The sequence below is a fragment of the Desulfuromonas thiophila genome, from assembly GCF_900101955.1.
GTDB lineage: Bacteria > Desulfobacterota > Desulfuromonadia > Desulfuromonadales > Desulfuromonadaceae > Pseudodesulfuromonas > Pseudodesulfuromonas thiophila.
Window position 1 is genome coordinate 72,850 of sequence record NZ_FNAQ01000008.1, and the last position, 26,932, is coordinate 99,781.

Here is a 26,932-nt window from a genome sequence, read left to right on the forward strand (position 1 = left end):
TGATGGAAACTGAAATGACCGCCATCGCGGTGACGCCGCGTCTGCATTGGGTGGGGGCTTATGATCCCCAGCTGCGGATCTTCGATGAACTCTACCCCACCCGCAGCGGCACGACCTACAATGCCTATCTGCTGCAGCTGGGGGGCAAAAACATTCTGTTCGACACGGTCGAAGAGCATTTCTTCGACCAGTTTCACGCCCGGCTGACCAGTGTCTGCGCCATTGCCGATATCGATCTGCTGGTGACGCAGCATACCGAACACGACCATGCCGGCTCCATCGGCCGGCTGCTGCAGCTCAATCCCCGCCTGAAGGTCTACGGTTCGCAGGCGGCCCTGCGCTTTCTGGGGCAGCAGCTCAACCGCGAGTTTGCCGGCGAGGCTGTCAAGGAGGGGCAGGTGCTGGAACTGGGCGAGGGCGCCCAACTGCAGTTTGTTCTGGCGCCCTTTCTGCATTGGCCTGACACCATTTTCAGCTATCTGCCGACGGAACAGGTGCTGATTTCCGGCGATGCCTTCGGGGCCCATTTCTGCCCGGCGGCCGGCCGCCTGTTCGATGACGAGGTCAGTAATTTCCAGGCCGATTTTCAGATGTATTTCGATACTATTGTGCGGCCGTTTAAAAGTCAGGTGCAGGATGCCCTGAAAAAGGCTCTGTCCCTCGATATCCGTACCATCTGCCCGTCACACGGACCGGTGCGACGGCGGCGGGTGACGGAAGCCCTGACCGATTATGATCGCTGGTCAACGCTGGCCTGCGCCGAGGGCCGGCGGATTCTGTTGCTGGAACACTCGCCGCACGGCACCACCCGTGCCATGGGCGACCGCGTGACCCAGCGCCTTGAGGCGCAGGGCTGCACGGTGGTGCGTTTTAAGGCGGTGGAACTGGACGAAGCCCGCTTTCAGGACGAACTTGAATGTGCCGATGCCCTGGTGATCGGTGCCGCCACCATCAATCGCGATGCCGGCCCGCCGGTATGGAAGGCGCTGGTGCATCTGTCGACGGTGACGCCGAAAAATCGTCTAGCACTGGTTTATGGGGCCTATGGCTGGAGCGGCGAAGCGGTCAAGCTGATCGAGGAGCGCCTGTTGGGCCAGCGCTACAAGCTGGCTGCGCCGGGCGTGCGCTGGCAGTTCAGCCCCACCGAAAGCGATATCGCTGCCTGCCTGGCGCAGGTCGATGCCCTGCTGGCGGCGCTCTGACCGGGCTGCGAGCGATTGCCGTCTGCACGCAAAAAAGCCGCGCCGGTGAACCGGCGCGGCTTTTTTACTAATCGGTTGCGTACCGTCGTTACAGGGGCAGCACGCTGTAGAGCCAGGCCGACAGATCGCCGAACAGGTTGAAAAACAGCAGGACGCCGACAGCCATCATCAGGGCGCCGGTGGTGATTTCCAGCAGGCGGATATGCTTGCGGAACCGGTTGAAGAAATTCAGGAAACTGTGGAACAGTAAACCCGCGAGCAAAAAAGGAATGCCCAGGCCGGCCGAGTAGACCGCCAGCAGGGCAATGGCCTGACGGGTATCGTTGCTGGTGCCGGCTGCCATGGCCAGGATGGCGCCGAGAATCGGCCCGATGCAGGGTGTCCAGCCGGCGGCGAAGGCCAGCCCGACCAGAAAACTGCCGAAATAGCTACTGGGCTTGTTCCGTACCGTCACCCGTTTGTCCCCCAGCAGGACACCGAAGTGGAACAGGCCGGTCATGTGGATGCCGAACAGAAACACCAGCAGGCCACCGCCGCGTTGAATCCACAGCAGGCCTTCCTCCACCAGGTGCTGCATGGATGCCGACACCAGGCCGGCCAAGGCGCCGAGCAGCACAAATACCGTGGAAAAGCCGGCGACAAAGGCGAGGCAATGGCTGGCCACCCGCCAGCGCATCTGTGCCGTGGGATGATCCTGCTTGAGTTCACCAAACGAGATGCCGGTGATATAGGTGATGAAGGAAGGAATCAGGGGCAGAACGCAGGGGGAAAAAAACGACAGCAAGCCGGCACTGAATGCGATCCAGAAGGTGACATCGCCCGAGTCGGTCAGCATGGGACTCCTTTGTGCAGAGGGTTGAAGGACAGGGCCGAAAGGCCGTTTGATGCAGGGACTAACGGCGCACAGACCCTAGCACAACAGCGCTGCTCTGACCAGTCTCCAGGCGCCCTGCTGAAGAATCCTCTGCCGTTAGGTGTTTCGGCACTGCTTGTGCAGGAACAGACGATGGCGCTGCTCCTGCCGGGGCGGCTGCCGGATGCTTGCCAGCCCAGGAGGCCTGTTTATGCGTTATGCCCTGATCGTGGACGATGAAGTGCTGATTCGGCGCAAGGTGTCTGAAATTCTTCAATTGTATGGTTTCGAGCATTTTCTCGAAGCGGAAAATGGCCAGCAGGCTGTCGAACTGGCCGTGCAGCACCAGCCCCTGCTGGTGGTGATGGATGTAACCATGCCGGTCATGGACGGTCTGACCGCTGCCGAAAAAATTAGCAGCAGCGCACCGGCGCCGTTGGTGCTGCTGACCGGCAATGCCGATCGCCAGACCATCGAAACCGCCTGCCGCAGCGGTGTTCTAAGTTACGTGGTCAAGCCGTTCAGTGCCGAACAGCTGTGCGCTGCCGTCGATCTGGCCGTGCATCAGTTCATGGCCCTGTCCGATCTGCGCGAGCGGGTGCGCAAGCTCGAAGATACCCTCGAAACCCGCAAACAGGTGGAAAAGGCCAAGGGGCTGTTGATGCTGCAGGGCCTCAGTGAGGCCGAGGCCTACCGCAAGCTGCAGAAGCTGGCCATGAGCAAGCGCAAGACCCTGCGGGAGATTGCCGAGGCGGTCCTGCTGATGGCGGACTAGACCCGTGTGGCTGCACAGCCTTAATCGCTGCGATCAGCCGCCCTGGGAAATCGCCTCGCTGGCGTTCAATGAGGCGGCTCCAGCTGTGCGGCTGCAGGGGGTGCGTCAGGCCAATCCGCTGCTGTTTGACCGTTTGGCGCAGCTGGCCGAACCCGGCGCGCGGGTGCGCCAGCTGCACGATTACATGGATGTGCGTTTTCAGTTGCACCAGTGGCAGGCGCAGGGCAGTCGGGCCAGCCAAAAGAGCCTGAAGAACAGCTATCTGCGGTTTCTGCGTGGCTGGATGTTTGACGCCAACAGCCAGGAGGGGGCGGTTCTCAAGGGTTGGGTCGAAAGCCGTTTCGGGCTGCCACCGACCTTTCATCGCCAGCGGATCACAGACTTCAACTGCCCGGCCTATCAGGCCTATCTGTGCGATCGGGTGCGGGGTGCGGCCCGAACCAGTGCCATCTTCGATCAGCTTGATCTGTTGTATGAGTTTGTGCAGCAGGAACTGCCGTGCCGCGATCCGAGCCGTCACCGTGTGCTCTACCGTGGGGTCAACGATCTGGCCGAACACCCGCTGGTGGAACAGGCCGGGCCGCACCGGCTGGTGCTGCAGCTGAACAACCTCAATTCCTTCACCAGCAGTTACGAACGGGCCTGGGAATTCGGCAGCCGTGTTCTGGTCGCGCAGGTGCCCTGTTGCAAGATCTTTTTTCAGGCCGAGCTGTTTCCCTCGGCGTTGCTGCGTGGCGAGGATGAGGTGCTGGTGATCGGTGGCTTGTATGCGGTCGAGCTGTCGCGCGGTGCTTGAGAGCCGCTGTCTGCCAGTTTTTATGCTTCTTTATCGGGAGATGAACCGTCGGTGAATTCACGCCAGGAACAACTGCTGCACGCCTACCATGCCATCAGCGAGGAGCTGGCGTCGCTGACCGGCCTGAAGGAGCTGCTCGACCGCATTCTGCGGATCAGCCGCGAGGTGTTTCATTTTGACAATGCGGTCATCCGCCTGTTACGGGCCGATGGCCAGGCGCTGGAGGTGGCGGCCAGTTACGGTTACAGCGATTGTGCGGTGCTCGGTCCGCTGCGGCTGGAGCAGGGCATCATGGGGCAGGTGGCGCGTAGCGGCCGGCCCATGCTGGTGACCGATGTGCGCCATTGCGCCGCCTATTATCCGGGCATTCCCGGCGCCTGCTGTGCCCTGACGGTGCCGATGCTGGCGCACGATCGTCTTGTCGGCGTGTTCAATGTCGAAAGCACCCGTCCGGCCGCCTTTGCGCCGGAGGACATCGAGCCGCTGATGACGGTGGCGACCCAGGCCGCCGTGGCCATTGAAAATATCCGCCTGCTCGAACGCGAACGCCAGCTGGCGCGGCGCTACCAGAAGCTCTGTGAGTTCAATGATCGTATCATTCAGAGTGTCAATCTGGGGATTTACACCCTCGACACCGACCTGCGGGTAACCTCGTGGAATCGGCGGATGGAAGCCCTGAGTGGTTGCAGCGCCGCCGAGGTCCTGCACCAGCCGCTGCTGGAGCTGTTTCCGGTGCTGATTCAGGAAGGTTTTGATTGCCGGCTGCAGCAGGTGCTGCAGACCCGCCAGGCGGAGAAACTGCAGCTGGTGCATTACAACCTGCGCGGCGAACGGCGGGTACAGAAGCGCAAGTTGGCGCCCCTGCTCGATGGCGACCAGTTGCTGGGTCTGGTGGTGATTGTCGAGGACATCACGGAATTCAAGGGCCTGCTCGATCAGATGATCCAGTCGGAGAAGCTGGCCGAGGTCGGACGGCTGGCGGCCGGTATTGCGCACGAAATCAACAACCCCCTCACCGTATTGGGCTACTGTGCCGAGGTGCTGGAGCGCGACGATCCCCTGCCGGCCCAGCGCGAATACCTCGCCCGCATCCGCAGCGAGGTGGAACGCTTGCAGCATCTGACCGGCGGTCTGCTCGGCTTCGCTCGCGCCGGTCAGGGACAGCGCCAGCGGCTGGCTCTGGCACCGTTGTGCGATCAGGTGCTCAGTCTGCTGGATTACCGGCTGCAGCGTGGCCGCATTGCCCTGCAGCGCCACTATGGCGTCATCGCGCCGGTCTGGGGCGATGTCAATCCGCTCAAGCAGTTGCTGATGAACCTGGTGGTCAATGCCGTTCAGGCCATGCCAGATGGCGGCCGCCTCGGGGTTCATCTGCGCAGCCGGCGGGGCGGGGTCGAGCTGGTGGTGTGCGACAGCGGCGCTGGTATCGCGCACACGCAGCTTGAACGGATCTTCGACCCCTTCTTCACCACCAAAAAGGAAGGCGAGGGTACCGGCCTGGGGCTGTACCTGTGCCGACAGATTGCCCGCGACCATGGTGGCCGGCTGTGGCTGCGGTCGCGAGTTGGTCGCGGCAGCCAGTTTCATCTGTGGTTGCCGGCGGCAGAAGAGGACATGCCCCCCTGTGCGTGAAGCTTGGCCAGCCTGCTGAGCGGGTTGACTAAAAGATAGGCAAAAACGGGGCCCGCCCAGCCGTTCAGCTTGGGGCCGGGCGGTCACGGCCGGGCGAAGCGGTGATTTTCCGGTTTGGCACGGACACTGCTTAAGAAGAACGGCAAGAGCACAACAGGAACAGACCTGCGGGCAACAACGGCGTTGCGGATGGGCAGGCCGGAGCAAAGGCGCTTCGAATCGTTTCTTTCTCAAGGAAGCGGCTCGAAGCGCCTTTTTTTGTCACCACAGGAAAGGAGAACCAGGGCATGAAAAAGATTGAATGTATCATCAAGCCGTTTAAGCTGGATGACGTCAAGGCGGTGATCAGCGAGTTCGGCATCGCCGGCATGACCGTCAGCGAGGTGCGAGGTTTTGGTCGCCAGAAGGGCCACAGTGAACTCTATCGCGGCGCCGAATACCAGATCGACTTTATTCCCAAGGTCAGGATCGATCTGGTGGTCGCTGATGACCAGGTTGCGGCGCTGGTGGAAGCCATCAAGCAGGCGGCCTGCACCGGGCGCATCGGCGACGGCAAGATCTTTGTATCGACCATTGACCAGGCGGTGCGCATCCGTACCGGCGAAACCGGTAGCGACGCACTCTAATCCGTTTCCATCACCGACGTTCAGGAGGTATCAGTATGAAAACCGTTCGTATCCTTCAGGCCGCCGCGCTGCTGGCGCTGCTGCCGTCTCTGGCCCTGGCCGACGAGGCTGTTTCGGAACTGACTTACATTCTCAACACCTTTTCCTTTCTGATCAGCGGCGTGCTGGTCATGTGGATGGCCGCTGGCTTCGCCATGCTGGAAGCCGGTCTGGTGCGGTCAAAAAACGTTGCCACCATCTGTCTGAAGAACATTGCCCTGTTCGGCGTCGCCGGCATCCTGTTCTATCTGGTCGGCTACAATCTGATGTATGCCGGCGTTGATGGTGGGTTCATGGGCAGCTTCGGTCTGTGGAGCGCCGATGACAGCGCCGCGCTGGCCGGTGATTTTTCCGCCGGATACTCGGCCGGTTCCGACTGGTTCTTCCAGATGGTGTTCTGCGGTGCCGCCTGTTCGGTGGTTTCCGGCTGTGTCGCCGAACGCATTAAACTCTGGTCGTTTCTGCTGTTCTGTGTGGTGCTCACCGGCATTATCTATCCGATTCAGGGTTCCTGGGTGTGGGGCGGTGGCTGGCTGGCCGAGATGGGTTTCTCCGATTACGCCGGTTCGACGCTGGTCCATTCCTGCGGTGGCTGGGCGGCCCTGACCGGTGCCATCATCCTCGGTGCGCGTAAGGGCAAATACAGCCGCGATGGCCGGGTCAACCCGATTCCCGGCTCCAATATCCCCCTGGCCACCCTCGGCAGCTTCATTCTGTGGATGGGCTGGTTCGGCTTCAACGGTGGCAGCGCCCTGGCGCTGGGTGTGGCCAGCTCGGCCATCGAGCAGGGCAATGTCTACATCAACACCAACCTGGCCGCCTGCGGCGGCATGATCGCCGCCATGATCATGGTGCAGCTGATCTACAAGAAAACCGATGTCACCATGGCTCTTAACGGCGCCCTGGCCGGCCTGGTCAGCATCACCGCCGGCCCGGCGGCGCCCAGCCCCGGCGCGGCCATTCTGGTGGGTGCCGTCGGCGGTGTCCTGGTGGTCCTGGCCATCCCGTTCTTTGACAAACTCCGCATTGACGACGTCGTTGGCGCCCTGTCGGTCCATCTGGTGTGCGGTATCTGGGGTACCCTGGCCGTTGCTTTCACCAATGCCGAAACCCGTTTCATCACCCAGTTGGTCGGCGTCCTCGCCATCGGCGCCTTTGTGGTGGTCACCAGCGCCATCGTCTGGCTGGTGCTGAAATACACCATCGGCATCCGCTGCCACGAGGAAGACGAATTTCGTGGACTTGACCTGGCAGAAATCGGTATGGAAGCCTATCCCGACTTTCAGCCGGTCCATACCACCAACCGCTGATCGTCCTTTCGCAATCGCTCGCCAGAAACACCAGGCCAGAAAAAGGTCATACTGCCACGGCTGGTCCCGCCGGAAGCGGGGCCAGCTCCCCAAACCCGGGTCACAAGACCCGCGAACCATGAAGAAAAGGAGAACGCCCATGCGCAAGATGTCAACCCTGCTGGCTGCGGCCACCCTGCTGTGCGGCCTGGCCAGTCCGGCCCTGGCCCTCGAAGTCGCCGGTGGCGCCTATGCCGGTATCTACAACATGTATCTGTGGCGCGGTTTCGACCTGAGCGGCAGCAAGCCGGTGGCCCAGGGCGGTGCCGATGTTTCGGCCGGTAACTTTACCTTCAGCTGGTGGACCAATCTGCAGCTGGCCAGCGATGCCGGCGAAGGCTTCAAGTCCGGTGAGGCCACTGAAACCGATATCATCGTGGATTACAGCACCGACCTTGGTGAGCTGGTGTCTCTGAGCGTTGGCAACTGCTTCTACAACCTCGATGGAATGGACGACACCCACGAGGCCTATCTCGGTCTGACCCTCAATACCCTGCTGAGCCCGGCATTGACGGTCTATTACGACTGGGATGAAGCCGAAGGGGACGGCCTTTACTACACCCTGGCGGTGGGCCATGAGATCAGCCTGGCCGAACCGCTGACCCTGAGCCTGGGCGCGCTGGTGGGTTATAACCAGGAGAGTGATTATTCTGTAGGCGATTACAGCGATTTCCATAACTACGAACTTAGTGCCGGGCTGGATTATGCCCTGACCGAGAATCTGAGCCTTGGTCTGAGCTGTCTGTTCTCCGAAGGTCTGAGTGACGAGGCCCGCGACGCCATTGATTCGGAATTCCTCAGCGGCGTCTCCATCGCCCTGAGTTTCTGATGCACACCCGTGTTACCACCGGTTCCTGACGGAACCGGCACCTGCGGCAATGGGGCCGTCAATCGCGAGCAGATTGGCGGCCCCGCTTTTTTAACGGGAATTTGCCGGCCCCCGGCCAGGGAAGGAGCCAGCAGCCGATGCCTGCAGACGACAGTCCGGCCCGTGCCGAAGCGGCCTTTCTCGGCCTGGCCATCGGTGACGCCCTTGGCGCCACCAGCGAATTCATGACACCGGCGGAAATCCGCAGTCGCTACGGCGTGCTGCGCCAGATTCGCGGAGGCGGCTGGCTGGGGCTGCGGCCCGGCCAGGTAACGGACGACACCGAGATGTCGCTTGTCCTGGCGCGGGCGGTGCTGGCCTGCGGCGGCTGGAGTCTGCCGGCCATTGCCGATGCCTTGGTGGCCTGGATGCGTTCCAAACCGATCGATATCGGTGCCACGGTGCGCAAGGGGCTACGCAGCTACATGCTTGGCGGCGGCCTGACCGTGCCGCCCAATGACTGGGACGCCGGCAATGGCGCGGTCATGCGCATGGCGCCGGTGGCCTTGCTGACGTTCGGTGATGCGGCGCTGCTGCGGCGCTGCAGCCTGGAACAGGCTCACCTGACCCACAACCATCCACTGTCCGATGCCGCCTGTGTCTGTGTCGGGCGCATGCTGCAGGCCGCCTTGGCTGGCGCCGACCGTTTCTGTCTGCATGCCCTGACGCGTGAGCTGGTTGCCCTGCATCCAACCTTTCGCTTCGATCCCTACAGTGGCCGCGCCAGTGGCTATGTGGTGGAAACACTACAGACGGTGTTCCATTTTCTGTTCACCACCGACAACTTCGAGGATTGCCTGGTCGGCGTGGTCAACCAGGGGGGGGACGCCGACACCAGCGGTGCCATCGCCGGCATGCTTGCCGGCGCCTTCTATGGCCTGGACGCCATCCCGCGCCGCTGGCAGCGCCAGCTTGATGACCGCATTAGCGCCCAGGTGCGCCAGGCCGGCCGCGCGCTGCTGGCTCTGGCGCCGGCGCCGTTGTTGTCCCACGACCAGGGGCCATAACCCGGAACAAGGAGAAAACCATGACCGAGAGCGCTTTTATCCCGATTGACCAGGCCGCCCGCCAGCTGGGGACCACGCCCGTGGCTCTTTTACTGCATCTGAAACATGGTCTGCTGCGCGGCCGCCAGCAGCCCGACGGCCAGTGGCGGATTGATCCGGCCAGTCTGACCGCGTTTCGCGCCTGCAACGGCAATCAACCGGCCCGCCTGTGCCGTGCCACCGGCCACCATTGCGGCGGCTGTGGCGCGGCGGGAGAGACGCCATGAGGGTGCGGATCAATCCCTCCGACCTGCAGTACCGCTATCCGCGCAAAAAGCAGACCCGCGATCTGCCCAAATTCAGCGGTTTGCCCGATCCCGCGCCCTTTGACCGCTTCGATCTGTACGAGGTGATTCCCCTGTTCGAGCAGGTGATGAGTCAGCTGGGCAGCCGGGATGGCCGCGTGTTGCAGCATCTGGAGGAGTTGGTCAACAGCCTGCCGACGTTCATCCACAGTCGCGAGGAGGTGTTTTGTTTTCTGGTTGAAAGTGTCGCGCCGCTGCTGGCTTCGGCAGGAACTGGCAAGGCGGCAGCGCTGGGATATTGTCAAACGCAGCGGCGGCAGGTATGGTCTAGCGATTGAATGAGCTTTCCAAGCGGCCTGTCATCAACAGAGTCCCATGCAGGGCGCCCCATTGGCGCCCCATTGGCGCGCCATGAGGCACTGACGGACATCAAAGCCGTCAGACGCTTGCCGCAACGCCGCCATTGGTGTGTTTTTGCGCTGCCAGCCTTTATGAAACGCTGTCAGGAGTCGTGCGATGTCCCCACAAGCGCAGATCCTTCTCGGTCAGGCCGACCAGCCTGTTCAGCTGCTCGGCCGTTACGCCAACCGCCACGGCCTGATTGCCGGCGCCACCGGCACGGGCAAGACCGTCTCCCTGCTGGTGCTGGCCGAGGGTTTCTCGCGGTTGGGCGTGCCGGTGTTCATGGCCGATGTCAAGGGCGATGTCGCTGGTCTGGCTCTGGCCGGCGAAGACAGCGAGCGCCTGCGTCAGCGGGCCGTTCGTACCGGTCTGGGCCACTACCAGCCCGAGGGCAATCCGGTACTGCTGTGGGATCTGGCCGGGCAGGCTGGCCATCCGTTGCGCACCACCCTGAGCGAGCTGGGCCCGCTGCTGCTCGGTCGTGTTCTTGAGCTCAGCGACAGCCAGCAGGGCGTGCTGGATATCGGCTTCAGGCTGGCCGACGACGAGGGTCTGCTGCTGCTCGACCTGGCCGACCTGCGCGCCCTGTTGCACCAGCTGGCCGAGCGCCGTAAGGAAATCTCCGTGCAATATGGGCTGGTCAGCCCTCAGTCCATAGGCGCCATTCAGCGGGCCCTGCTGCGGCTGGAAGGCGAGGGCGGCGCGGCCTTTTTTGCCGAACCGGCGCTGGAACTGACCGATCTGCTACGTACCGATCTGACCGGCCGTGGCTGCATCAGCATTCTGGCGGCAGACAAGCTGATTCTGCAGCCGCGTCTGTATGGCAGTTTTTTGCTGTGGCTGTTGTCGGAGCTGTTTGAAAACCTGCCGGAAGTGGGCGATCAGGAACTGCCCCGGCTGGTGTTCTTTTTTGATGAGGCCCATCTGCTGTTTGCTGACGCCACGCCCCTGCTCAGGCAGCGCATCGAGCAGGTGGTACGGCTGATTCGCTCCAAGGGGGTTGGCATCTATTTCTGCTCCCAGTATCCTGACGATCTACCGGCCGAAATTCTCGGCCAACTCGGCAACCGTATTCAGCATGCCCTGCGCGCCTACACCCCGCGTGACCAGAAGGCCGTGCGCACGGCGGCGCAGACCTTTGTCGCCAATCCGGGCGTCGATGTCGCCGGTCTGATCGGCCAGCTGGCCGTGGGCGAGGCGCTGGTTTCCTGCCTGCAGGATGGCGGCGTGCCCCAGCCGGTGCAGCGCACCCTGATCTGCCCGCCACGCTGCCGGCTGGGCGCCCTGACCGCCGCCGAACGCGCCGCTGTCCAGGGTCGCAGCCCGTTGGCCGGCAAGTACGACCAGACCATCAACCGCGAATCGGCCTACGAGATCCTCAGTCGCAACCTGGAAGCCCGATCGGCTGTCGGGTCGCCGCCGGTATCCCCGCGGCCGTCATCGCCGGGCGGCGCCGGCGAGCAGGATCGCGGTATGCTGGGCGAGCTGCTATGGGGCAATGGCCGGCGCCAGGGGGTGGCTGAAACCCTGGCCAAGCAGACGGCCCGCACCATTGGCAGCCAGCTGGGGCGCCAGATTGTGCGCGGCCTGCTGGGAGGCATTTTTGGCGGTGGCCGCCGTTAGCAGGCGGTTAAAAGACAGCCGGTAGTGCCCATGGATGGGCGACCAAAATTATTCATTGCTTTGTAATGGCGTGATTTTGTGAACAAGACGGAAAGCGTATTTTCGCCGTTTGTTTCATTCAACAAGCAAAGGAGTTTTCGTGGGAACGTTTATTCCGTGGACCGATCAGATCTGTATCGGCATTCAGGAAATTGACGAGCAGCACAAGCAGCTGGTGGAACTGATCAACCGTCTGTACGACGCCATGACCCAGGGCGCCGATCGGCAGCAGGCCGCCACCGAGATTTTGCAGGAGCTGATGCAGTACACCATCGTCCACTTCGCCGTGGAGGAAAGCCTGTTCCGCATCTTTGACTATCCCGACTACGAGACGCACCGTGAGCGTCACCAGCAGCTGCGTGACCAGGTGATCGACATCAACAAACGGGTGCAGGCCGGCGAACGCCTGATCACGCCGGAGTTGCTGTTCTTCCTGCGCAAATGGATCACCAGCCACATCATGGTGGAAGACAAGGCCTACGGCCCGTTTCTGCTGGCAAAAGGGATTGAAAAGAACTGGCGCCGCACCTCCTGGCTGGGGCGTATCTGGCCCGGAGCCCGGCGATGAACGACCGCTGTTTTTCGCCCGCCGCAGTTGCGGTTCTGCTGTTGGCCGCAGTGCTGCTGTGCCACGGTTGCGCCAAGGAGGCGGTTGCGCCTGCGGCCAGGCCGCGTTTGCAGCTGGCCGATCACCTCAGCGTTTACCACTGCGACAGCGGCGCGCGAATCGTCATCTGCCCCACCAACGACGCTTTGCTGCTGAGTTGGCAGGATCACAGCTACAGTCTGCGCCAGGCCATCAGCGCCAGTGGCGCGCGCTATCAGGGCGAAGGGCTGGAATGGTGGAGCAAGGGCAACGAGGCCTGGCTGTCGCGCCTGACCGCCCAGGGGCCGGACGAGCCGCTGGAGCATTGCCGGCTGGACGGCGGGCGCTGATTGAATAGCCGCCTTGTGGATGGCAGGCGTTGTCCCGTGGAACCGTCAGGCATTTCTTGCGGGCGAGAGAAAGGATGTGCTCACAGATGGAGATCGTTCGCGTTGATGCAGGCAATCTCGCGGTTTATCTGAACCTGTGCCAGAGCTACGAAGGCGAATTTTCAGCCATCACCGGCAAAAAGCCAGATGCAAAGGGCCTGTTCGCGCTGGATACCCCGATAGGCGGTGACGTGCTGGGTTATCTGCTGTATCAGGCGGCGGCGCCGGTCGGTTTAGCCGCCGTCAGGATCAAGGCGGCATTGGCCAGCTTCGAGGTCTGTGAATTTTATGTGGTTCCCAGCTGCCGCAGACAGGATCTGGGCAAGAACTTTGCCCAGGCCCTTTTCCGCCGCCATGCGGGCGCCTGGGAAGTCAAGCAGATCTCTGGTGCTGAACATGCCACGGCCTTCTGGCGCCGGGTGATCGATGATTTCACCGGCGGCGCCTATCAGGAAGACAGCTATCGGGATGCCTATTGGGGGCAGGTCGTGCGCCAGCAGTTTGTTTCCTGCGAAGAGGGGAGGCCGGCGGTCTGATTTTCAGCTGAGATCTCCAGGGTTTGAAAAACACAACGCCCGCGGTCTGACACCGCGGGCGTTGTGCTGTCTGCAGAGGTTGCCAGCTTATTGCTCAAGCAGGGTCAGGTCGATTTCATAGACGGCGGTGGTACCGCTGACCTCGTTGCCGACCAGCAGCAGGGGCTTGCCGCCGGGGCTGTCGGTGGCACTTACGAAATGCAGCCCTTCCGGGCCCAGATCGCCGACCTGGTCCAGATCGGTTTCGACATCGTCTACTGTGACATCGCGTTGATTGATGTACTGAACGTAAGCTGGAGCGTAGGGGTTGGAAACATCGTAGACCATGATGCCGCCCATGCGCTCCAGGGCGATGAAGGCATAGGTGTGGCCGTTGATCACGCCCAGGGTTACGGCTTCGGCTTCCGGGCCTTTGTTGTCACTGCGGTCATCGCCCGCGTTGGCGGCATTGTCGTTGTTGAAATCCGCGCCGTAAATCAGGGCAGTAATCCGTTCAAAATCGTTGCCTGAATCAAAGACCTGCAGGCCGGTTTCCGCCTCCCAGATGGAGAAGGAACGAGCGCCATAGGCGTAGAGTTTCTCGAATTCGGTTCCGCCGTTCATCGCCACCGTGGTGTGGTAGGAAAACTTCAACCGCCTCAGGGCATCGTCACCGCCGAATCCCCCGTTGGTGGGGAACAGCGGGTTGCCTTCGCTGTTCACCAGCATGACGTTGTCGCTATCGTAATAGTCCTTGGCGGAGAATTCATCGACACAGATCCCGTCATCGGCCGCATAGAAGTAGCCGGCCCCTTCGCAGGCGTCCCGGGACAACCCGTTGAGCCAGTCCTCGCGGGAATCGCCCTCGTTGGCTGTTACCAGAAACGTTCGACCGTTGTGGTGGTAGGACGTGATAGCGTCCGGCATGTAGATGCCCATGACCGGCCAGTTTCTGATGTTGACGCCGTCTTTCTGGCTGATGTCCAGTTCGTTGCCGGGAATGGAGTGGTCCTTGAAACCGAGGCCGAGGATTTTTTTTACCGTGCCGGCGGCAAGGTCGATCACGGCGATGGCGTTGTTTTCCTGCAGGGTAACGTAGGCAGTGGCGCTGTCGGCGCTGACACTGACGTATTCCGGTTCCAGGCTCTGCGCAACAGTGGCGTTGTAACCATCCAGTACCATTTTGTCGACCGGTAGTTCCGCATGGCGGGGGGCGCCGGCATTGAAGTCGCTGAAGTCGACTTCGGTTACGCTGTAATCGGCCAGCCGGATGATGCTGACGCTGCCTGCCGGGTCGTTGACATAGCCTTCGTCCGGCTCACCTTCGTTGGCGACCACAACCCGGCTACCGTCGGGTGTGAAGGTGACCATGTCGGGAAGAGCGCCGACCTGGACGGCGTTGATGTAGGCCAGAGTGGTGGGATGGATAAAAACTACCCAGCCAGGATTGGTCTTGGGCATGGCCTCGACGGCAATAGCCGTCAGCTCCCCCTGCAGAGCGATGCTGTTGGCAGCGCCCACCAGCCCGGCCTCGGTAGCCTTGCCGGCGCTGACCAGCATGGCGGCCAGATCGATACGGGTGGCGGGATCGGCATCATTCAGGTCGCTCAGGCTGGCTGCATTGAAGACATCCACCTGGCCCGAATCGGCGTTGACAACCAGCACACGGCGATTGACAGCATCAAAGGTCACGATTTCCGCCGCGCTCTGGTCAAATCCCTGAGAGGCCGTAGCGGCCACAGGCCTCAGGCTGACAACCTGGGCAGCACCATCCGCGCCATCGCTACCGTCGACCCCGTTCGTTCCGTCAGCACCATCCCTGCCATTGTCGCCATCACTGCCGCAGCCTGCCAGCAGCAGACAGAGTAACAGCGCGAGCCAACCCGGAATTCTTCGCATAGAACATGTCCTCCTTGAAATGTGGGATCGAGAGCTTCCCTGGTTTCGGATCGGGTTACTTGACAGGCAATCTGTTACATCTGCGTTGTGGCCAGATTGTTTTTTCGTAAACCGACATTTGGCCGGTCACCATCCCCCCTGTGCTGGGCAGATGGCCACGGAGTGCTATACTTGCCGGCGCAGGATGAGCCTGCGGGAAGGAGGCTGCAGTATGAATCGGGATGTTGGTAAGTTCGGTATCAATGACAAGCGGGGGCGGGTTCAGACCAGCAATGATCCCTACGCCAATCAGCAGACGTATGCCGAGGGCGCGTTTTGCAGTGGCTGTCATGCCCAGTACCGCAACAAGCGTTGGTATCTGGACGAGGAAGCCTTTGCCCAGGCGCAGCAGCAGGACAATGCCCCGCTGGTACTGTGCCCGGCCTGTCTGAAGATGCGTGATGGCTACTACGAGGGCGTGGTGGTGCTGCAGGGCGATTACCTGTGGCAGCACGAGGAGGAGATCTGCCGTCTGCTCAAGAACGAAGAGGCCCGGGCGCGCGCCAAGAATCCGCTGGAGCGGATGCTCTGTCTGGAAAAACGGGGGGAGACGCTGGTGGTGGAAACCACCGAGGAAAAACTGGCCGAGCATCTCGGCCGGGCTTTGCACAGCGCCCACCAGGGGGAACTGCTGGTGCAGCGTGGTGAAGATAATCGCATCTGTCGGGTCAGCTGGCAGCGCTGAAGAGCCGCGTTTGCCGCTTTTGTGGGCAAAGCCTGTGCCGTGATGCCGCTGGAGCGGGCAGTGGCCAGGGCAATGTGGCGCCGGACTGCTGCCCAAACAGGCGCCGGCTGGTGGTAGCGGGGTCTTCTTGCGGTTTGGCACGTCTCGTGCTTCTGGTCAGGCGGTAAGCTCGCACGGATTTCGCGCCAGAGCGGCGCACCCGGCAGCAGGACGCAGAATCGACAGAACAGACCGACCGGGCACAGGGTTGTGCCGACCGGGCCGGTTTTACAACAGAGCAGATCATCACGGCTCATGACAGGCAAAGGCGCCTGCGAAGAAGGTTTTCGCAGGCGCCTTTTTTTTGTTACGCGAGGTAAAGCAATCACATCGGGGCCATGGCGGCGCCGGTCAGGGTAACGAAGCCCTTTCTGCCAGCAGGTGGAAAGGGCTTCGTGCGTTTAACGGCGAACGCGGCAGCAGATCAAAACGGCATTCATACCTAGAACGCAAGCAGCGAAAGGAGCACGACCATGGCAGAGAAAAAAATGCGGCAGATCGCCATCTACGGCAAGGGCGGCATCGGCAAGTCCACCACCACCCAGAATACCGTGGCGGGTCTGGCCAGCCTGGGCAAGAAGGTCATGATCATCGGGTGCGATCCCAAGGCCGATTCGACCCGCCTGATCCTGCACGCCAAGGCCCAGGCCACGGTGATGGACAAGGTGCGCGAACTGGGCACGGTGGAGGATCTGGAACTGGAGGATGTGCTGAAGGTCGGTTACGGCGACGTCAAGTGCGTCGAGTCGGGCGGGCCGGAGCCGGGGGTCGGCTGTGCCGGCCGCGGTGTTATCACCGCCATCAACTTTCTGGAAGAGGAGGGCGCCTATACCGAAGATCTCGATTTCGTGTTCTACGACGTCCTCGGTGACGTTGTCTGCGGTGGCTTCGCCATGCCGATCCGCGAGAACAAGGCGCAGGAGATCTACATCGTCGTCTCCGGCGAGATGATGGCCATGTACGCCGCCAACAACATCTGCAAGGGCATTGTCAAATACGCCTCGTCCGGCAGTGTGCGTCTTGGGGGGCTGATCTGCAACAGCCGCAACACCGACCGCGAGGCCGACCTGATCGAGGCCCTGGCCAGGCGTCTGGGCACCCAGATGATCCACTTTGTGCCGCGTGACAACCAGGTGCAGCGCGCCGAGCTGCGCCGCATGACCGTGATCGAATATTCGCCGGAGCACAAGCAGGCGACCGAATATCGCGAACTGGCGCGCAAGATTGCCGAAAACAAGCTGTTTGTGGTGCCGACGCCGCTGGAGATGGAGGAACTGGAGGATCTGCTGATGGAATTCGGCATCATGGAAGTGGATGACGAGGAGAACGTTGGCAAAGCCGAAAACGCCTGAGCAGGGAGGAAGTCTATGTCTGAGAAAATCATTCCCGGCATCACCACCGAGCGCACCGAAAAGCTGATTGCGCAGACCCTCGCCGAAATGCCGGAAAAAGCCCGCAAGAAACGTCAGCCCCATGTGGGCGCCAATGAGCCGGAGGCCAGTGTCTGCGCCGTCAAATCAAACCGCAAGACCGTTCCCGGTGTGATGAGCGCGCGCGGCTGCGCCTACGCCGGTGCCAAGGGGGTGGTGTGGGGCCCCATCCGCGACATGGTGCATGTCTCCCACGGGCCGGTCGGCTGTGGCTATTATTCCTGGGGCACGCGCCGCAACCTGGTGCAGGGCGTGCCCGGCGTGACCTCCTTCGCCATGGATTTCACCTCGGATTTTCAGGAAAAGGACATTGTCTACGGCGGTGACAAGAAACTGGAACAGCTGTTGCGCGAGGCCGACGCCCTGTTTCCCCTCAACCACGGCCTGTCGGTGCTGTCGGAATGTCCGGTGGGCCTGATCGGTGACGATATCAATGCCGTGACCAAAAAAATGGAGCAGGAACTCGGCAAGATCGTGGTGCCCTGCAACTGTGAAGGCTTTCGCGGCGTAAGTCAGTCCCTCGGCCACCATATCTCCAACGACAGCATCCGCGATTTCGTCATCGGAAAACGCAGCTTCGACGCGCCGGCGACGCCCTACGACGTGGCCCTGATAGGCGACTACAACATCGGCGGCGATGTCTGGGCGGCCAAGCCGATTCTGGAGGAAATGGGCCTGAACGTGCGCGCCACCTGGACCGGCGATGGTGCCATCGAGGAAATCGCCGCCACCCACCAGGTCAAGCTCAATCTGATCCATTGCTACCGCTCGATGAACTACATGTGCAAGGTGATGGAAGAAAAATGGGGCATTCCCTGGGTGGAATACAACTTCTTCGGCCCGACCAAGATCGCCGAAAGCCTGCGCAAGATCGCCGCGCTGTTCGATGCCGATATCCAGGCCAAGGCCGAGGCGGTCATCGCCAAATACACGCCCATGGCCCAGGCGGTGATCGACGAGTACCGTCCACGACTGGAAGGCAAGACCGCCATGCTGTTTGTCGGCGGATTGCGGCCACGCCACACCGTCGGCGCCTATGAGGATCTCGGCATCCAGATCACCGGCACCGGCTACGAATTCGCCCATCAGGACGACTACGATCGCACCGCGCCGGAAATGGCCAAGGGCACGCTGATCTACGATGACGTGTCGGAGTTCGAGTTCGAGCGCTACGTTGAAGAGCTCAAGCCCGATCTGGTTGGCAGCGGCATCAAGGAGAAATATGTCTTTCAGAAGGCCGGCATCCCCTTTCGCCAGATGCACAGCTGGGACTACTCCGGCCCCTATCACGGCTACGAAGGCTTCCGCATCTTCGCCCGCGATATCGATATGGCCATCAACAGCCCAACCTGGAAACTGATCAAAAGCCCGTTTTGACCGGCTGTTGAACCGCCGGTAGTGCCCAGGGCTGGGCGACTCCCATCAATCATTGATCCGTAATGGAGACTGACATCATGAGCGCAGAGTCTGCTGTCCGCAGGATTGAACGCACACCGCCGGCCGAGATCGAGCGGGTGCGCAAATGGATATTTACCGAGGAATACCGCGAAAAGAACTTCGCCCGCCAGGCGCTGGTGGTCAATCCGGCCCACGCCTGTCAGCCGCTGGGCGCCGAGATGGTGGCGCACGGCTTCAAGGATACCCTGCCGTTCGTTCACGGTTCGCAGGGCTGTGCCTCCTATTTTCGCAGCACCTTCAACCGCCATTTCCGTGAGCCGGCGCCGACGGTGGCCGACGCCATGACCGAGGATGGCGCCGTGTTTGGTGGCCAGAACAACCTGTTCGAGGGGCTGGAGAACGCCTACAGCCTCTACAAGCCCAAGATGATGGCGGTGTTTACCACCTGCATGCCCGAGGTTATCGGCGACGATCTGACCGCCTTCATCAAGAACGCCCGCCTGCAGGGCCATATTCCGGCAGATTTTCCGTTGCCCTATGCCAACACGCCCAGTTTCAACGGCAGCCATATCAACGGTTACGATGCCATGCTCAAGAGCATCCTGGAAACCCTGAGTGCCGGCCACCAGTCGCAGGGCGGCGACAACGGCCGGATCAACCTGATCCCCGGCTTCGATGCCAATACCGCCAACTACCGCGAGTACAAGCGGATGCTCAAGGCCTTTGACGTGCCTTTCACCCTGCTGGCCGACATCTCCGACGCCTTCGATTCGGTCAACGATGGCACCTACCGGCCCTATCCCGGCGGCACGCCGCTGGAGGAGGCCGCCGAGGTGCTCAATGGCAAGGCCACCCTGGCGCTGCAGAAGTATTCGACGGTCAATACCCTCAAATGGCTCGGCGAGGCGGCCCAGGGAACGGTTGAGAGCCTGGCCATGCCCATCGGCATCCGCAATACCGATGCCTTTCTGCTCAAGCTCAGCGAACTGACCGGCAAGCCGGTGCCGGAAGAGCTCAAGGCCGAACGCGGTCGGGCGGTGGATGCCCTGACCGATGGCCATCAGTATCTGCACGGGCGCAAGTTCGCCCTTTATGGCGATCCCGACTATTTGCTCGGTCTGGTGGGTTTTCTGCTCGAACTGGGCGCGCGGCCCTGGCATGTGCTCTGTTCGCGCACCACGCGCAAGTTCGAGAAGGAGATGAAGGCCCTGCTGGAAACCAGCGAATTCGGCCGGGGCTGCACTGTCTATATCAACCGCGATCTGTGGCATCTGCACAGCCTGCTGGCCACCGATCCGGTCGATGGCATCATCGGTGATACCCACGGCAAGTATCTGGCGCGCGATCACAGCATCCCGCTGTTCCGCGTCGGCTTCCCGATCATCGACCGCATCAATCTGCACCGTCTGCCGCTGATCGGCTACACCGGCACCCTCAACCTGCTGACCCAGCTGGCCAACCGTTTCCTCGACATTCAGGACGAGACCTGCGAGGACCAGTGGTTCGAGATGATGCGTTGAGCGTCGGTCGTTTGCCCTTCTCACGGGGCATGCAGGTGGGCCTGAACGATCAAGTCGCCCTGGTTCTTGATGGAACGGGCCGCCTGCATGTCACGGGAGATTCGCCATGCCGCGCGCAAGACGCTTGATGCTGGTCGGCAACCCCACGATGAAAGGACTGTTTATGAAGGTCGCATTCGCCAGTAGCGATAATCAGTGTGTCGATGAACATTTCGGCCAGGCGGAACGATTTTGTGTCTGGGACATTTCCACCGCCACGGCGGCGTTCAGTGGTCTGATTCAGCTGCAGCAGACCCCGGCCGACGAGGCCGACCGCATCGAGTCGCGCTGTGCCGCCCTGCAGGACTGCGCCCTGGTCTATGTGGCGCAGATTGGCGGGCCGGCGGCGGCGCGGCTGGTTGCCAAGCGTATCCATCCGATAAAATCGAAGGATAACGAAAAGATCGAAAGCATTGTTGAGAAACTGCAACAGGTTCTGCGGGACAATCCGCCGCCCTGGCTGCGCAAGGCCATGCTCAAGGCCGAGCGGCCGGCCGTGGTGTGACGGCCGTTTCTCAACCGCTCATTTCACCACCGCAACCGCCTGGCCCGGCAGATGTGATGAGGCTGGCTTCAGGCGCTTTCAAGGAGATTGCCCATGGCCTGTCTGACAGGAAAAACCCGTGGTGGCGCCGACTGGATACCGGCCTTCGCCATCGCCATCGACCCGGAAAAATGCATTGGCTGCGGCCGCTGCTTCAAGGCCTGTGCCCGTGGGGTACTGGGGCCGGAGGATTTCTACGACGAGGAAACCGATACCGAACGCATGGTGATGAGTCTGGTCAATCCCGACAACTGTGTCGGCTGTGGCGCCTGTGGCACCACCTGCCCCAAGGGCTGTTTCAGTTTCGCGCCGCTGGAGGTCTGAGCGGCACGGTCGCGCTGCCGCCGGCGTTTCGGCGGCAGCCTTTTCCGGGCACAACGGCGTGCAGGATGTGAGCGCGCGGCCCCCTGCCGCGTCCCCAGCAGTTCAGAAGGAGACTTCAGCATGAGCGACGCCTGCCCGAAAATGAAAATCCGCTCCGAACATCCCTGTTTTGGCGGCGACCACCGCTCGGCCGCCCGCATTCATCTGCCGGTGGCGCCCGGCTGCAACATCAAGTGCGGCTTCTGTGAACGCCGCTTCGACTGCGTCAACGAAAGCCGGCCCGGTGTCACCAGCCGGATACTCAAGCCCGTCGAGGCCCTGGAGCGCGTCCGGCTGCTGCGGGCGCACCCGACCATTGGTGACAAGCTCAAGGTGGTCGGCATTGCCGGCCCCGGCGATCCGCTGGCCAACGACAACACCTTTGTCACCCTTGAACTGGTGCGGGCCGCCTATCCGGCAATGACCCTGTGCCTGTCAACCAATGGCCTGTTGTTGCCGGAAGCCCTGCCGCGTCTGCAGGCGCTGGGACTGCACAGCCTGACGGTGACCATGAATGCCCTGACGGCCGCGGTCGGCGCCCAGGTGTATGACTGGATTTTCTATCGCGGCAAGAAACTGGCCGGCCCGGCCGCCGCCGGCTATCTGATCGACCGCCAGCTGGTCGGCATCGAAATGGCGGTGCAGGCCGGTCTGCTGGTGAAGATCAACCATGTCTACATGCCGGGCATCAACGATCATGAAACCCTTGATTTGGCGGTGCGCGGCCGCAAACTGGGCGTGGCCATGATGAACATTCTGCCGCTGATTCCGCTGGGCCGGTTTGCCGGGTGTCAGCCGCCCTCGGAGGGAGAAATGGCGCTGATCCGCAATCAGGCCGAGCTGATTCTGTCGCAGGCGCGCCATTGCAAGCAGTGCCGCGCCGATGCCGCCGGCCTGATCGGCCAGGATCTGGATCTCAATCTGCTGGCGGCGCGCCGTTCGGCCTGAAGCCGGCGCGTAAGGGGAGGGGGCTGATGCTGCTGGTGGTGCAGAATGATCCGCGGGTGCCGGCCGGCCGGCTGCTCAGCGCCTTGCCGACGGCCGTTGTGGTGCAGGCCCATGCCGGTGAGCCCCTGCCACCGCTGGCGGCACTGCGGGGCTGCGTGGTGCTGGGTGGCGCCATGAGCTGTATGGACGATGGCGCCTTTCCCCATCTCAAAGCGGTGCGGCAGCTGCTGGCCGCCGGCCTGCGGCAGGGCCTGCCGCTGTTGGGCATCTGTCTTGGTGGTCAGTTGCTGGCCCAGGTGCTGGGCGCGCCGGTGGTGCGGCAGCGCTATGGCGAATGCGGCCTGCAGCCGTTGTCCTGTCGCCCGGCGGCGGCGCAGGATGCCCTGTTTTCCCTGCTGCCGGCCGAGTTCAACGCCTTTTGCTGGCACCATGACAGCTTCGATCTGCCGACCGGGGCCAGCTGGCTGGCCAGCAGCGCCACCTGTCCGGTGCAGGCTTTCCGCTACGGCAACAGCTGGGCGCTGCAGTTTCATCCCGAGGTGACACCGGCCATTGTCCGCCTGTGGTGCCACCAGCTGGCCGCCGACCCGCTGGCGGCAGCATCGCTGGCGCGCGATTTTGCCCGCCAGTCGGCCCGCCACGGCCTGTGCTTTGCTCCGTTGCTGCGCGGCTTTGGCCAGCAGCGGGTCGAACAGGCTGCCTGAAAAACAGGCAACCGCCTCGGGGCGCGGCGCCCCGCTCTGGCTCTAGCGCGCTGGCACGGGGGTGGCGGCGCGGGCTTGCTGCCAGCGTTGCAGCCCTGATCTGGCGGCCCGGTGGTATCTGCTCCGGTACTGGCACGTTTTCTGCTTTAGCCTTTTTCTGCTCCAGTCCTTGATTGACAAGCGATCCGCAGCGCCGCGGATCATCTAAAGCGCGTGGCGGCTTTGCCCCCGCGCCGCATCCTGGCAACGACGCCCGCCCGAATCCTGTTTCGGCGCGGGTTTTTTCGTTTGGAGGGCCATCCGATGAACATTCCCGCACCTGCCGCAGCAGAGCATCCGCCGGCGCCGCCCCTTGTCATCAGCGATACCACCCTGCGCGATGGCGAGCAGACCGCCGGCGTGGTGTTTTCGCTCGCCGAAAAAAAACACATTGCCCGCCTGCTGGACGAAATCGGCGTGCCGGAGATCGAATGCGGCATTCCGGCCATGGGGCCGGAGGAACAGCGCGATATCCGCGCCCTGGTCGATCTGGGCCTGCGGGCGCGCCTGCTCAGCTGGAACCGCGCCGTTATCAGCGACATTCAGGCCTCGCTGGCCTGTGGTCTGCAGGCGGTGGACCTGTCGCTGTCGGTGTCGGATATCCACATCCAGCAAAAACTGGGCAAAAGCCGCGCCTGGGTGCGCGAGCAGCTCAAACGGGCGCTGGGCTTCGCCAAGCAGCACGGCCTGTACGTGTCCATTGGCGGCGAGGATTCCAGCCGGGCCGATCCCGAGTTTCTCTGCGAGCTGATGATGCTGGCCCGCAGCCTGGGCGCCGACCGCTTCCGTTTCTGCGATACCCTGGGGATTCTCGATCCGTTCCAGCTGTATGAGCGGGTGCGCTGTCTGCACCAGCAGGTTGACCTGCCGCTGGAGGTGCACACCCATAACGACCTGGGCATGGCCACGGCCAACGCCATCGCCGGCGTGCGGGCCGGCGCCTGTTTTGTCAGCACCACGGTCAATGGTCTGGGCGAGCGGGCCGGCAACGCGGCGCTGGAAGAGGTGGTCATGGCGCTGAAACACTGCGGCCTGGCGCAACCGGCCATCGATACGCGCCGCTTTGTCGAACTGTCGCGCTTTGTCGGTCAGGCCAGCTGCCGGCCGGTGCCGGAATGGAAAGCGGTGGTGGGCGAGCGGGTGTTCGCCCACGAATCGGGCCTGCATGCCGATGGCGTGCTCAAGGCGCCGCAGAATTATGAAGGTTTCGACCCGGCCGAGGTCGGCCTGGTGCGCCATCTGGTGCTGGGCAAGCATTCCGGCGGTCATGGCCTGGCCGCCCGTCTGGCGCAGCTGGGCATTGAGCTGCCGGCGGCGGAAATCGGCCGGCTGCTGCAGCAGGTGCGGCGGCTGGCGCAGCAGCGTAAACGCAGTCTGGAAGATGCCGAGTTGCTGCAGTTGCTGGCCTCATGAAGCGGCACGGGGTTGAGCGGATTGACTGGCCGACGGCGGGTGACTGGGCCTGGTTCTGTCAGTTGGCCAAGCAGGAAGGCTGGCAGGTGCCGACCGGCGAACCGGCGCTGTACTGCCGCCTGGCGGGCGGGCGGGCGCTGGTACTGCGACGTGGCGACCAGCCGGTCGGACTGGTGACGCTGCTGCTGCATGAACACAGCGGCTGGATCGGCAATCTGCTGGTTGCCCCCGCCTGGCGCGGCCAGGGCTGCGGCGGCCGACTGTTCCGTCAGGCGGTGCGGCTGGCACGGCAGGCCGGCATCCGGCGCCTGTGGCTGACCGCCTCGCACCAGGGCCAGCCCCTTTATCAGCGCTTGGGGTTCGAGCCCGTGGCGGGCATGTTGCGCTGGCAGGGCCGGGGGTTGGCGCAGCAGTCGACCGACGCGCTGCCCGCGCTGGCGGCGAATGACAGCCAGTCGCTGACGCCGTTGCTGGCCGCCGATCGCCAGGTCTGGGGGGAAGACCGCCAGAAATTGCTGGCGGCGCTGGCGCCAACGGGGCTGTTGGTGCAGCAGCCGGCCGATCCGCCGGCTCCCGCGCAACTGGCTTTGCTGCAGCCGGTGGCCGCCGGCGTCTGGCTGCTTGGTCCCTGGCTCAACAGTGGCGCGCCCACCAGCGCGCCGCAGCAGCTGGAACCGCTGCTGACAGCTGCCCGCCAGCGGCTGCCCGCCTCGGCCCTGCTGCTGGCCGATCTGGTGCAGCCGGCGCCGCCGCTGTGCGCCGAACTGGCCCGCTGTGGCCAGCTGACACAGGGCGTCAACATCCTGATGGGCCAGAACGTTGCCGGTCTGCCGGCGGCCGGATTGATTGCCCTGGCCAGTCTGGGCAGCTGTGGCTGAGGTCGCAAGGGGCGGGCAGCAGCATCCGCCGCCGCGCGGAATAAAGTCTCAACGCATTAAAATCCTTGAAAGACTGGCCGAACTGGGTTAGCTTGCGCACTCGCCTGCCGCCGGCTGAGCGCCCCTGTGGGGCCGGCAGCGGCGCCGGGTTGTTCTGGCCGATTTCATCGCTTCAAAGGAGACTTGTCATGCGCCGCATCGCCGTTTTGTGTCTGATTCTTTCTCTTGTCCTGCCCGCCGTGTTGCTGGCCGGCCCCCATCCCTGGGAACGGAAGCTGCCGTTCAAACAGGCCACCATCCACTACAGCATCAGCGGCAGCGAAACCGGCAGCCAGACGCTCTACATCAAGGATCAGGGCAGGTATACCAGCCAGTACAAGAAAAGCGCCACCCGCATGTTCGGCATGAATCAGCCGGAGCAGGAAACCCTTGAAATCAAAACGCCGGAATGGGTGTACAGCGTCGATCTGAAGGCGCGCACCGCCAGCCAGAGCGTTAACCCCGAGGTCTACATGATCGAGGAATTCGGCCGCCTTTCCGCCGCCGAGCAGAAAAAAGCCCTGGCCAACGCCGAAAAATTCGGCCGCAGTACCCTCAACAGCCTGGGCGGCGAGGTGCAGCGCAAGGCCGCCACCCTGCTGGGCTATCCCTGCGATGTTGTGCGGGTGATGGGCACCGAAAACTACAGCATCGCCGACAGCGACGTAACGCTGAAAACGGTGGTCAGCATGATGGGCATGAACACCCGCATCGAAGCCACCCGTATTGATACCGGCAGCGTGCCGGAAGACAAATTTCGCGTGCCGGCCGGCATTCCGGTGACCCGCACGACCGAAGGCGACGCCCTGATGCGCGACAACGCCCGCATGGTGGTGCAGATGTTGGTCAGCGGTCAGCAGCCGACGGTGCAACTGATGGCACCGGCCGCCGCCGCGCAGGCGATGGATAACGACGCGGATGACGCGGGTGACGACGACATGCCCAGCGCCGAGGAAATGCAGGCGATATTGAAAATGTTTGGCGGTCAGCAGAAATAACGCCGGGCAGAAAAAACGGATCAGCCGTAAACCGGCTGAGGGTGCCAACAAACAACGGGCGGCAGGAAAACCTGCCGCCCGTTGTTTGTTTATTCACTCATGATAACCAGTGGCGACGCAAAATCAAAACCGTGGTCTGATCACTTTATGATGACTTCAACGAACCGCCTGGTAGCGACCCGCATACCGGGTGGTGTGGGGGCTGGAGGTTAAAAACCCCTGGCTGCCCGATTAAGCGAAATTTCCATTCCAGCATGGAACCACGTTTTGATATAGCCAATAGCAAGTAACTCCTTGTGTTCGTCAACGTGCCGTAGAAACCACGAAAGCATTCCGTCCCAAACGTTCGGGTTCCCTGGACTCTTCAGATCCCACTGCAACTCTTCCAGCAACCAATTGGATTTGATGCTATTGGTAAGCATCGAACAGCACACCCAGTTTTCCTCAGAATCTATTCCACCACGTGCTACTGGCACAAGATGGTCGATAGTTGGAAATAGCTCCCAATAGGCTATGTGCGCTTCATTCATCTTTCCATTCTTATGATATGGGAAGCACTCTGGCAAGTAATGCGATAATAATCTGAGCGCTGGCGGATGGACTAGCCTGGTTCCACGATATCGATCAATAAAGCCATCACGCAGAAACACCCTCGTCATTTGACGCGGCGTGTATTTCCGCCCATTTTTCTTGATAGGAGTAAAGGGATAATTCTGTCGAATCATATCCGCAGCCGATACGGTTTTTCCTTGATCTAACATGGCACACGCCATTTTAATTGTTTCTGTTCGATCAATACTCATTTTCGGCTCCTCGCTATTCCGTGTGGGTAATGGTATGAGAGCGTTACTCTCACCACTGCCCGGAGGTTTTGCTTTTCACTATGAATCCTGAAGCACTTTTTGCCGTTGCGCTCGGAATTGCCCCTCCCTGGGAGGTTGTCGGCGTTGAGTTCTCTCAAGCAAGCAAACG

Annotated in this window: 28 protein-coding genes; 25 read left to right on the forward strand and 3 right to left on the reverse strand. The window is 62.1% G+C overall.

What is annotated here, in order from left to right; genetic code table 11:
• Positions 1-2 precede the first annotated feature (2 nt).
• Positions 3-1,202, forward strand: a complete 1,200-nt coding sequence (locus BLR80_RS08060) for an FprA family A-type flavoprotein (protein ID WP_092078415.1) — start codon at positions 3-5, stop codon at positions 1,200-1,202.
• A gap of 88 nt (positions 1,203-1,290) precedes the next feature.
• Here the strand turns inward: BLR80_RS08060 and BLR80_RS08065 are convergent, their stop codons facing one another.
• A complete protein-coding gene (locus tag BLR80_RS08065; protein WP_092078418.1) occupies positions 1,291-2,037 on the reverse strand; it encodes a cytochrome c biogenesis CcdA family protein in 747 nt (248 codons plus the stop codon).
• A 229-nt stretch (positions 2,038-2,266) separates the two neighbouring features.
• Here BLR80_RS08065 and BLR80_RS08070 point away from each other — a divergent pair, with 229 nt between their 5' ends.
• The 13 genes from BLR80_RS08070 (at position 2,267) to BLR80_RS08130 (ending at position 13,006) form a co-directional block, all read left to right on the forward strand.
• Positions 2,267-2,830 (forward strand): ANTAR domain-containing response regulator, encoded by a 564-nt coding sequence (locus BLR80_RS08070; protein WP_092078421.1) that lies wholly within the window; start codon positions 2,267-2,269, stop codon positions 2,828-2,830.
• Positions 2,831-2,834: 4 nt separating this feature from the next.
• Positions 2,835-3,626, forward strand: coding sequence for an NAD(+)--dinitrogen-reductase ADP-D-ribosyltransferase (locus BLR80_RS08075; protein WP_245691419.1), 792 nt, complete (start codon positions 2,835-2,837; stop codon positions 3,624-3,626).
• 51 nt (positions 3,627-3,677) lie between these two features.
• A complete protein-coding gene (locus tag BLR80_RS08080; RefSeq protein ID WP_092078424.1) occupies positions 3,678-5,258 on the forward strand; it encodes an ATP-binding protein in 1,581 nt (526 codons plus the stop codon).
• Positions 5,259-5,545: 287 nt separating this feature from the next.
• The gene (locus BLR80_RS08085; protein ID WP_092078427.1) at positions 5,546-5,884 is read left to right on the forward strand and encodes a P-II family nitrogen regulator; all 339 of its coding nucleotides are present in this window, start codon (positions 5,546-5,548) and stop codon (positions 5,882-5,884) included.
• A gap of 35 nt (positions 5,885-5,919) precedes the next feature.
• The gene (amt, locus tag BLR80_RS08090) at positions 5,920-7,233 is read left to right on the forward strand and encodes an ammonium transporter (RefSeq protein WP_092078430.1); all 1,314 of its coding nucleotides are present in this window, start codon (positions 5,920-5,922) and stop codon (positions 7,231-7,233) included.
• Between the two features lie 139 nt (positions 7,234-7,372).
• On the forward strand, positions 7,373-8,101 hold the full coding sequence (locus BLR80_RS08095; RefSeq protein ID WP_143012113.1) for a TorF family putative porin: 729 nt from the start codon (positions 7,373-7,375) through the stop codon (positions 8,099-8,101).
• 137 nt (positions 8,102-8,238) lie between these two features.
• Positions 8,239-9,147, forward strand: coding sequence for an ADP-ribosyl-[dinitrogen reductase] hydrolase (draG, locus tag BLR80_RS08100; protein ID WP_092078435.1), 909 nt, complete (start codon positions 8,239-8,241; stop codon positions 9,145-9,147).
• 20 nt (positions 9,148-9,167) lie between these two features.
• Positions 9,168-9,413: a hypothetical protein gene (locus BLR80_RS08105; protein WP_092078438.1), complete on the forward strand. Its 246-nt coding sequence runs from the start codon at positions 9,168-9,170 to the stop codon at positions 9,411-9,413.
• On the forward strand, positions 9,410-9,769 hold the full coding sequence (locus tag BLR80_RS08110; RefSeq protein ID WP_245691421.1) for a hypothetical protein: 360 nt from the start codon (positions 9,410-9,412) through the stop codon (positions 9,767-9,769). The genes BLR80_RS08105 and BLR80_RS08110 overlap by 4 nt, the downstream gene beginning before the upstream one ends.
• Positions 9,770-9,947: 178 nt before the next feature.
• Positions 9,948-11,456 carry a helicase HerA-like domain-containing protein gene (locus tag BLR80_RS08115; protein WP_092078442.1) on the forward strand — a complete coding sequence of 503 codons (1,509 nt, stop codon included), beginning with the start codon at positions 9,948-9,950 and terminating at the stop codon, positions 11,454-11,456.
• A gap of 139 nt (positions 11,457-11,595) precedes the next feature.
• Positions 11,596-12,063, forward strand: a complete 468-nt coding sequence (locus tag BLR80_RS08120) for a bacteriohemerythrin (protein ID WP_092078445.1) — start codon at positions 11,596-11,598, stop codon at positions 12,061-12,063.
• The gene (locus tag BLR80_RS08125) at positions 12,060-12,431 is read left to right on the forward strand and encodes an MliC family protein (protein ID WP_092078448.1); all 372 of its coding nucleotides are present in this window, start codon (positions 12,060-12,062) and stop codon (positions 12,429-12,431) included. Before BLR80_RS08120 ends, BLR80_RS08125 begins: the two co-directional genes overlap by 4 nt.
• A gap of 86 nt (positions 12,432-12,517) precedes the next feature.
• Positions 12,518-13,006 (forward strand): GNAT family N-acetyltransferase, encoded by a 489-nt coding sequence (locus BLR80_RS08130; RefSeq protein WP_092078451.1) that lies wholly within the window; start codon positions 12,518-12,520, stop codon positions 13,004-13,006.
• An 87-nt stretch (positions 13,007-13,093) separates the two neighbouring features.
• Here the strand turns inward: BLR80_RS08130 and BLR80_RS08135 are convergent, their stop codons facing one another.
• Positions 13,094-14,884, reverse strand: coding sequence for a choice-of-anchor I family protein (locus BLR80_RS08135; RefSeq protein ID WP_092078455.1), 1,791 nt, complete (start codon positions 14,882-14,884; stop codon positions 13,094-13,096).
• 211 nt (positions 14,885-15,095) lie between these two features.
• On the opposite strand from BLR80_RS08135, the gene BLR80_RS08140 reads away from it, so the two are divergent.
• From BLR80_RS08140 to BLR80_RS08190, 11 genes are all read left to right on the forward strand, one after another.
• Entirely contained in the window at positions 15,096-15,608 is a 513-nt protein-coding gene (locus BLR80_RS08140) for a BCAM0308 family protein (protein WP_092078458.1), read from the forward strand.
• A 527-nt stretch (positions 15,609-16,135) separates the two neighbouring features.
• Positions 16,136-16,999, forward strand: coding sequence for a nitrogenase iron protein (gene nifH / locus BLR80_RS08145; RefSeq protein WP_092078502.1), 864 nt, complete (start codon positions 16,136-16,138; stop codon positions 16,997-16,999).
• A 15-nt stretch (positions 17,000-17,014) separates the two neighbouring features.
• Positions 17,015-18,454, forward strand: coding sequence for a nitrogenase molybdenum-iron protein alpha chain (gene nifD / locus BLR80_RS08150; RefSeq protein WP_092078461.1), 1,440 nt, complete (start codon positions 17,015-17,017; stop codon positions 18,452-18,454).
• 77 nt (positions 18,455-18,531) lie between these two features.
• Complete coding sequence (nifK, locus tag BLR80_RS08155) at positions 18,532-19,995, forward strand: nitrogenase molybdenum-iron protein subunit beta (protein ID WP_092078463.1); 1,464 nt, start codon at positions 18,532-18,534, stop codon at positions 19,993-19,995.
• Positions 19,996-20,158: 163 nt separating this feature from the next.
• Complete coding sequence (gene nifX, locus BLR80_RS08160; protein ID WP_092078505.1) at positions 20,159-20,539, forward strand: nitrogen fixation protein NifX; 381 nt, start codon at positions 20,159-20,161, stop codon at positions 20,537-20,539.
• Between the two features lie 93 nt (positions 20,540-20,632).
• On the forward strand, positions 20,633-20,902 hold the full coding sequence (gene fdxB, locus BLR80_RS08165) for a ferredoxin III, nif-specific (protein WP_092078465.1): 270 nt from the start codon (positions 20,633-20,635) through the stop codon (positions 20,900-20,902).
• Between the two features lie 120 nt (positions 20,903-21,022).
• Complete coding sequence (locus BLR80_RS08170) at positions 21,023-21,889, forward strand: radical SAM protein (RefSeq protein WP_092078466.1); 867 nt, start codon at positions 21,023-21,025, stop codon at positions 21,887-21,889.
• Positions 21,890-21,915: 26 nt separating this feature from the next.
• Positions 21,916-22,593 carry a type 1 glutamine amidotransferase gene (locus tag BLR80_RS08175; protein ID WP_092078469.1) on the forward strand — a complete coding sequence of 226 codons (678 nt, stop codon included), beginning with the start codon at positions 21,916-21,918 and terminating at the stop codon, positions 22,591-22,593.
• Between the two features lie 303 nt (positions 22,594-22,896).
• The gene (nifV, locus tag BLR80_RS08180; protein WP_092078472.1) at positions 22,897-24,045 is read left to right on the forward strand and encodes a homocitrate synthase; all 1,149 of its coding nucleotides are present in this window, start codon (positions 22,897-22,899) and stop codon (positions 24,043-24,045) included.
• Positions 24,042-24,923: a GNAT family N-acetyltransferase gene (locus BLR80_RS08185; RefSeq protein ID WP_092078476.1), complete on the forward strand. Its 882-nt coding sequence runs from the start codon at positions 24,042-24,044 to the stop codon at positions 24,921-24,923. Before nifV ends, BLR80_RS08185 begins: the two co-directional genes overlap by 4 nt.
• A 188-nt stretch (positions 24,924-25,111) precedes the next feature.
• Complete coding sequence (locus BLR80_RS08190; protein ID WP_092078479.1) at positions 25,112-25,960, forward strand: hypothetical protein; 849 nt, start codon at positions 25,112-25,114, stop codon at positions 25,958-25,960.
• A 209-nt stretch (positions 25,961-26,169) separates the two neighbouring features.
• Here BLR80_RS08190 and BLR80_RS12710 read toward each other — a convergent pair whose 3' ends face one another.
• Positions 26,170-26,763, reverse strand: coding sequence for an HNH endonuclease (locus tag BLR80_RS12710; RefSeq protein ID WP_143012114.1), 594 nt, complete (start codon positions 26,761-26,763; stop codon positions 26,170-26,172).
• Positions 26,764-26,932 lie beyond the last annotated feature (169 nt).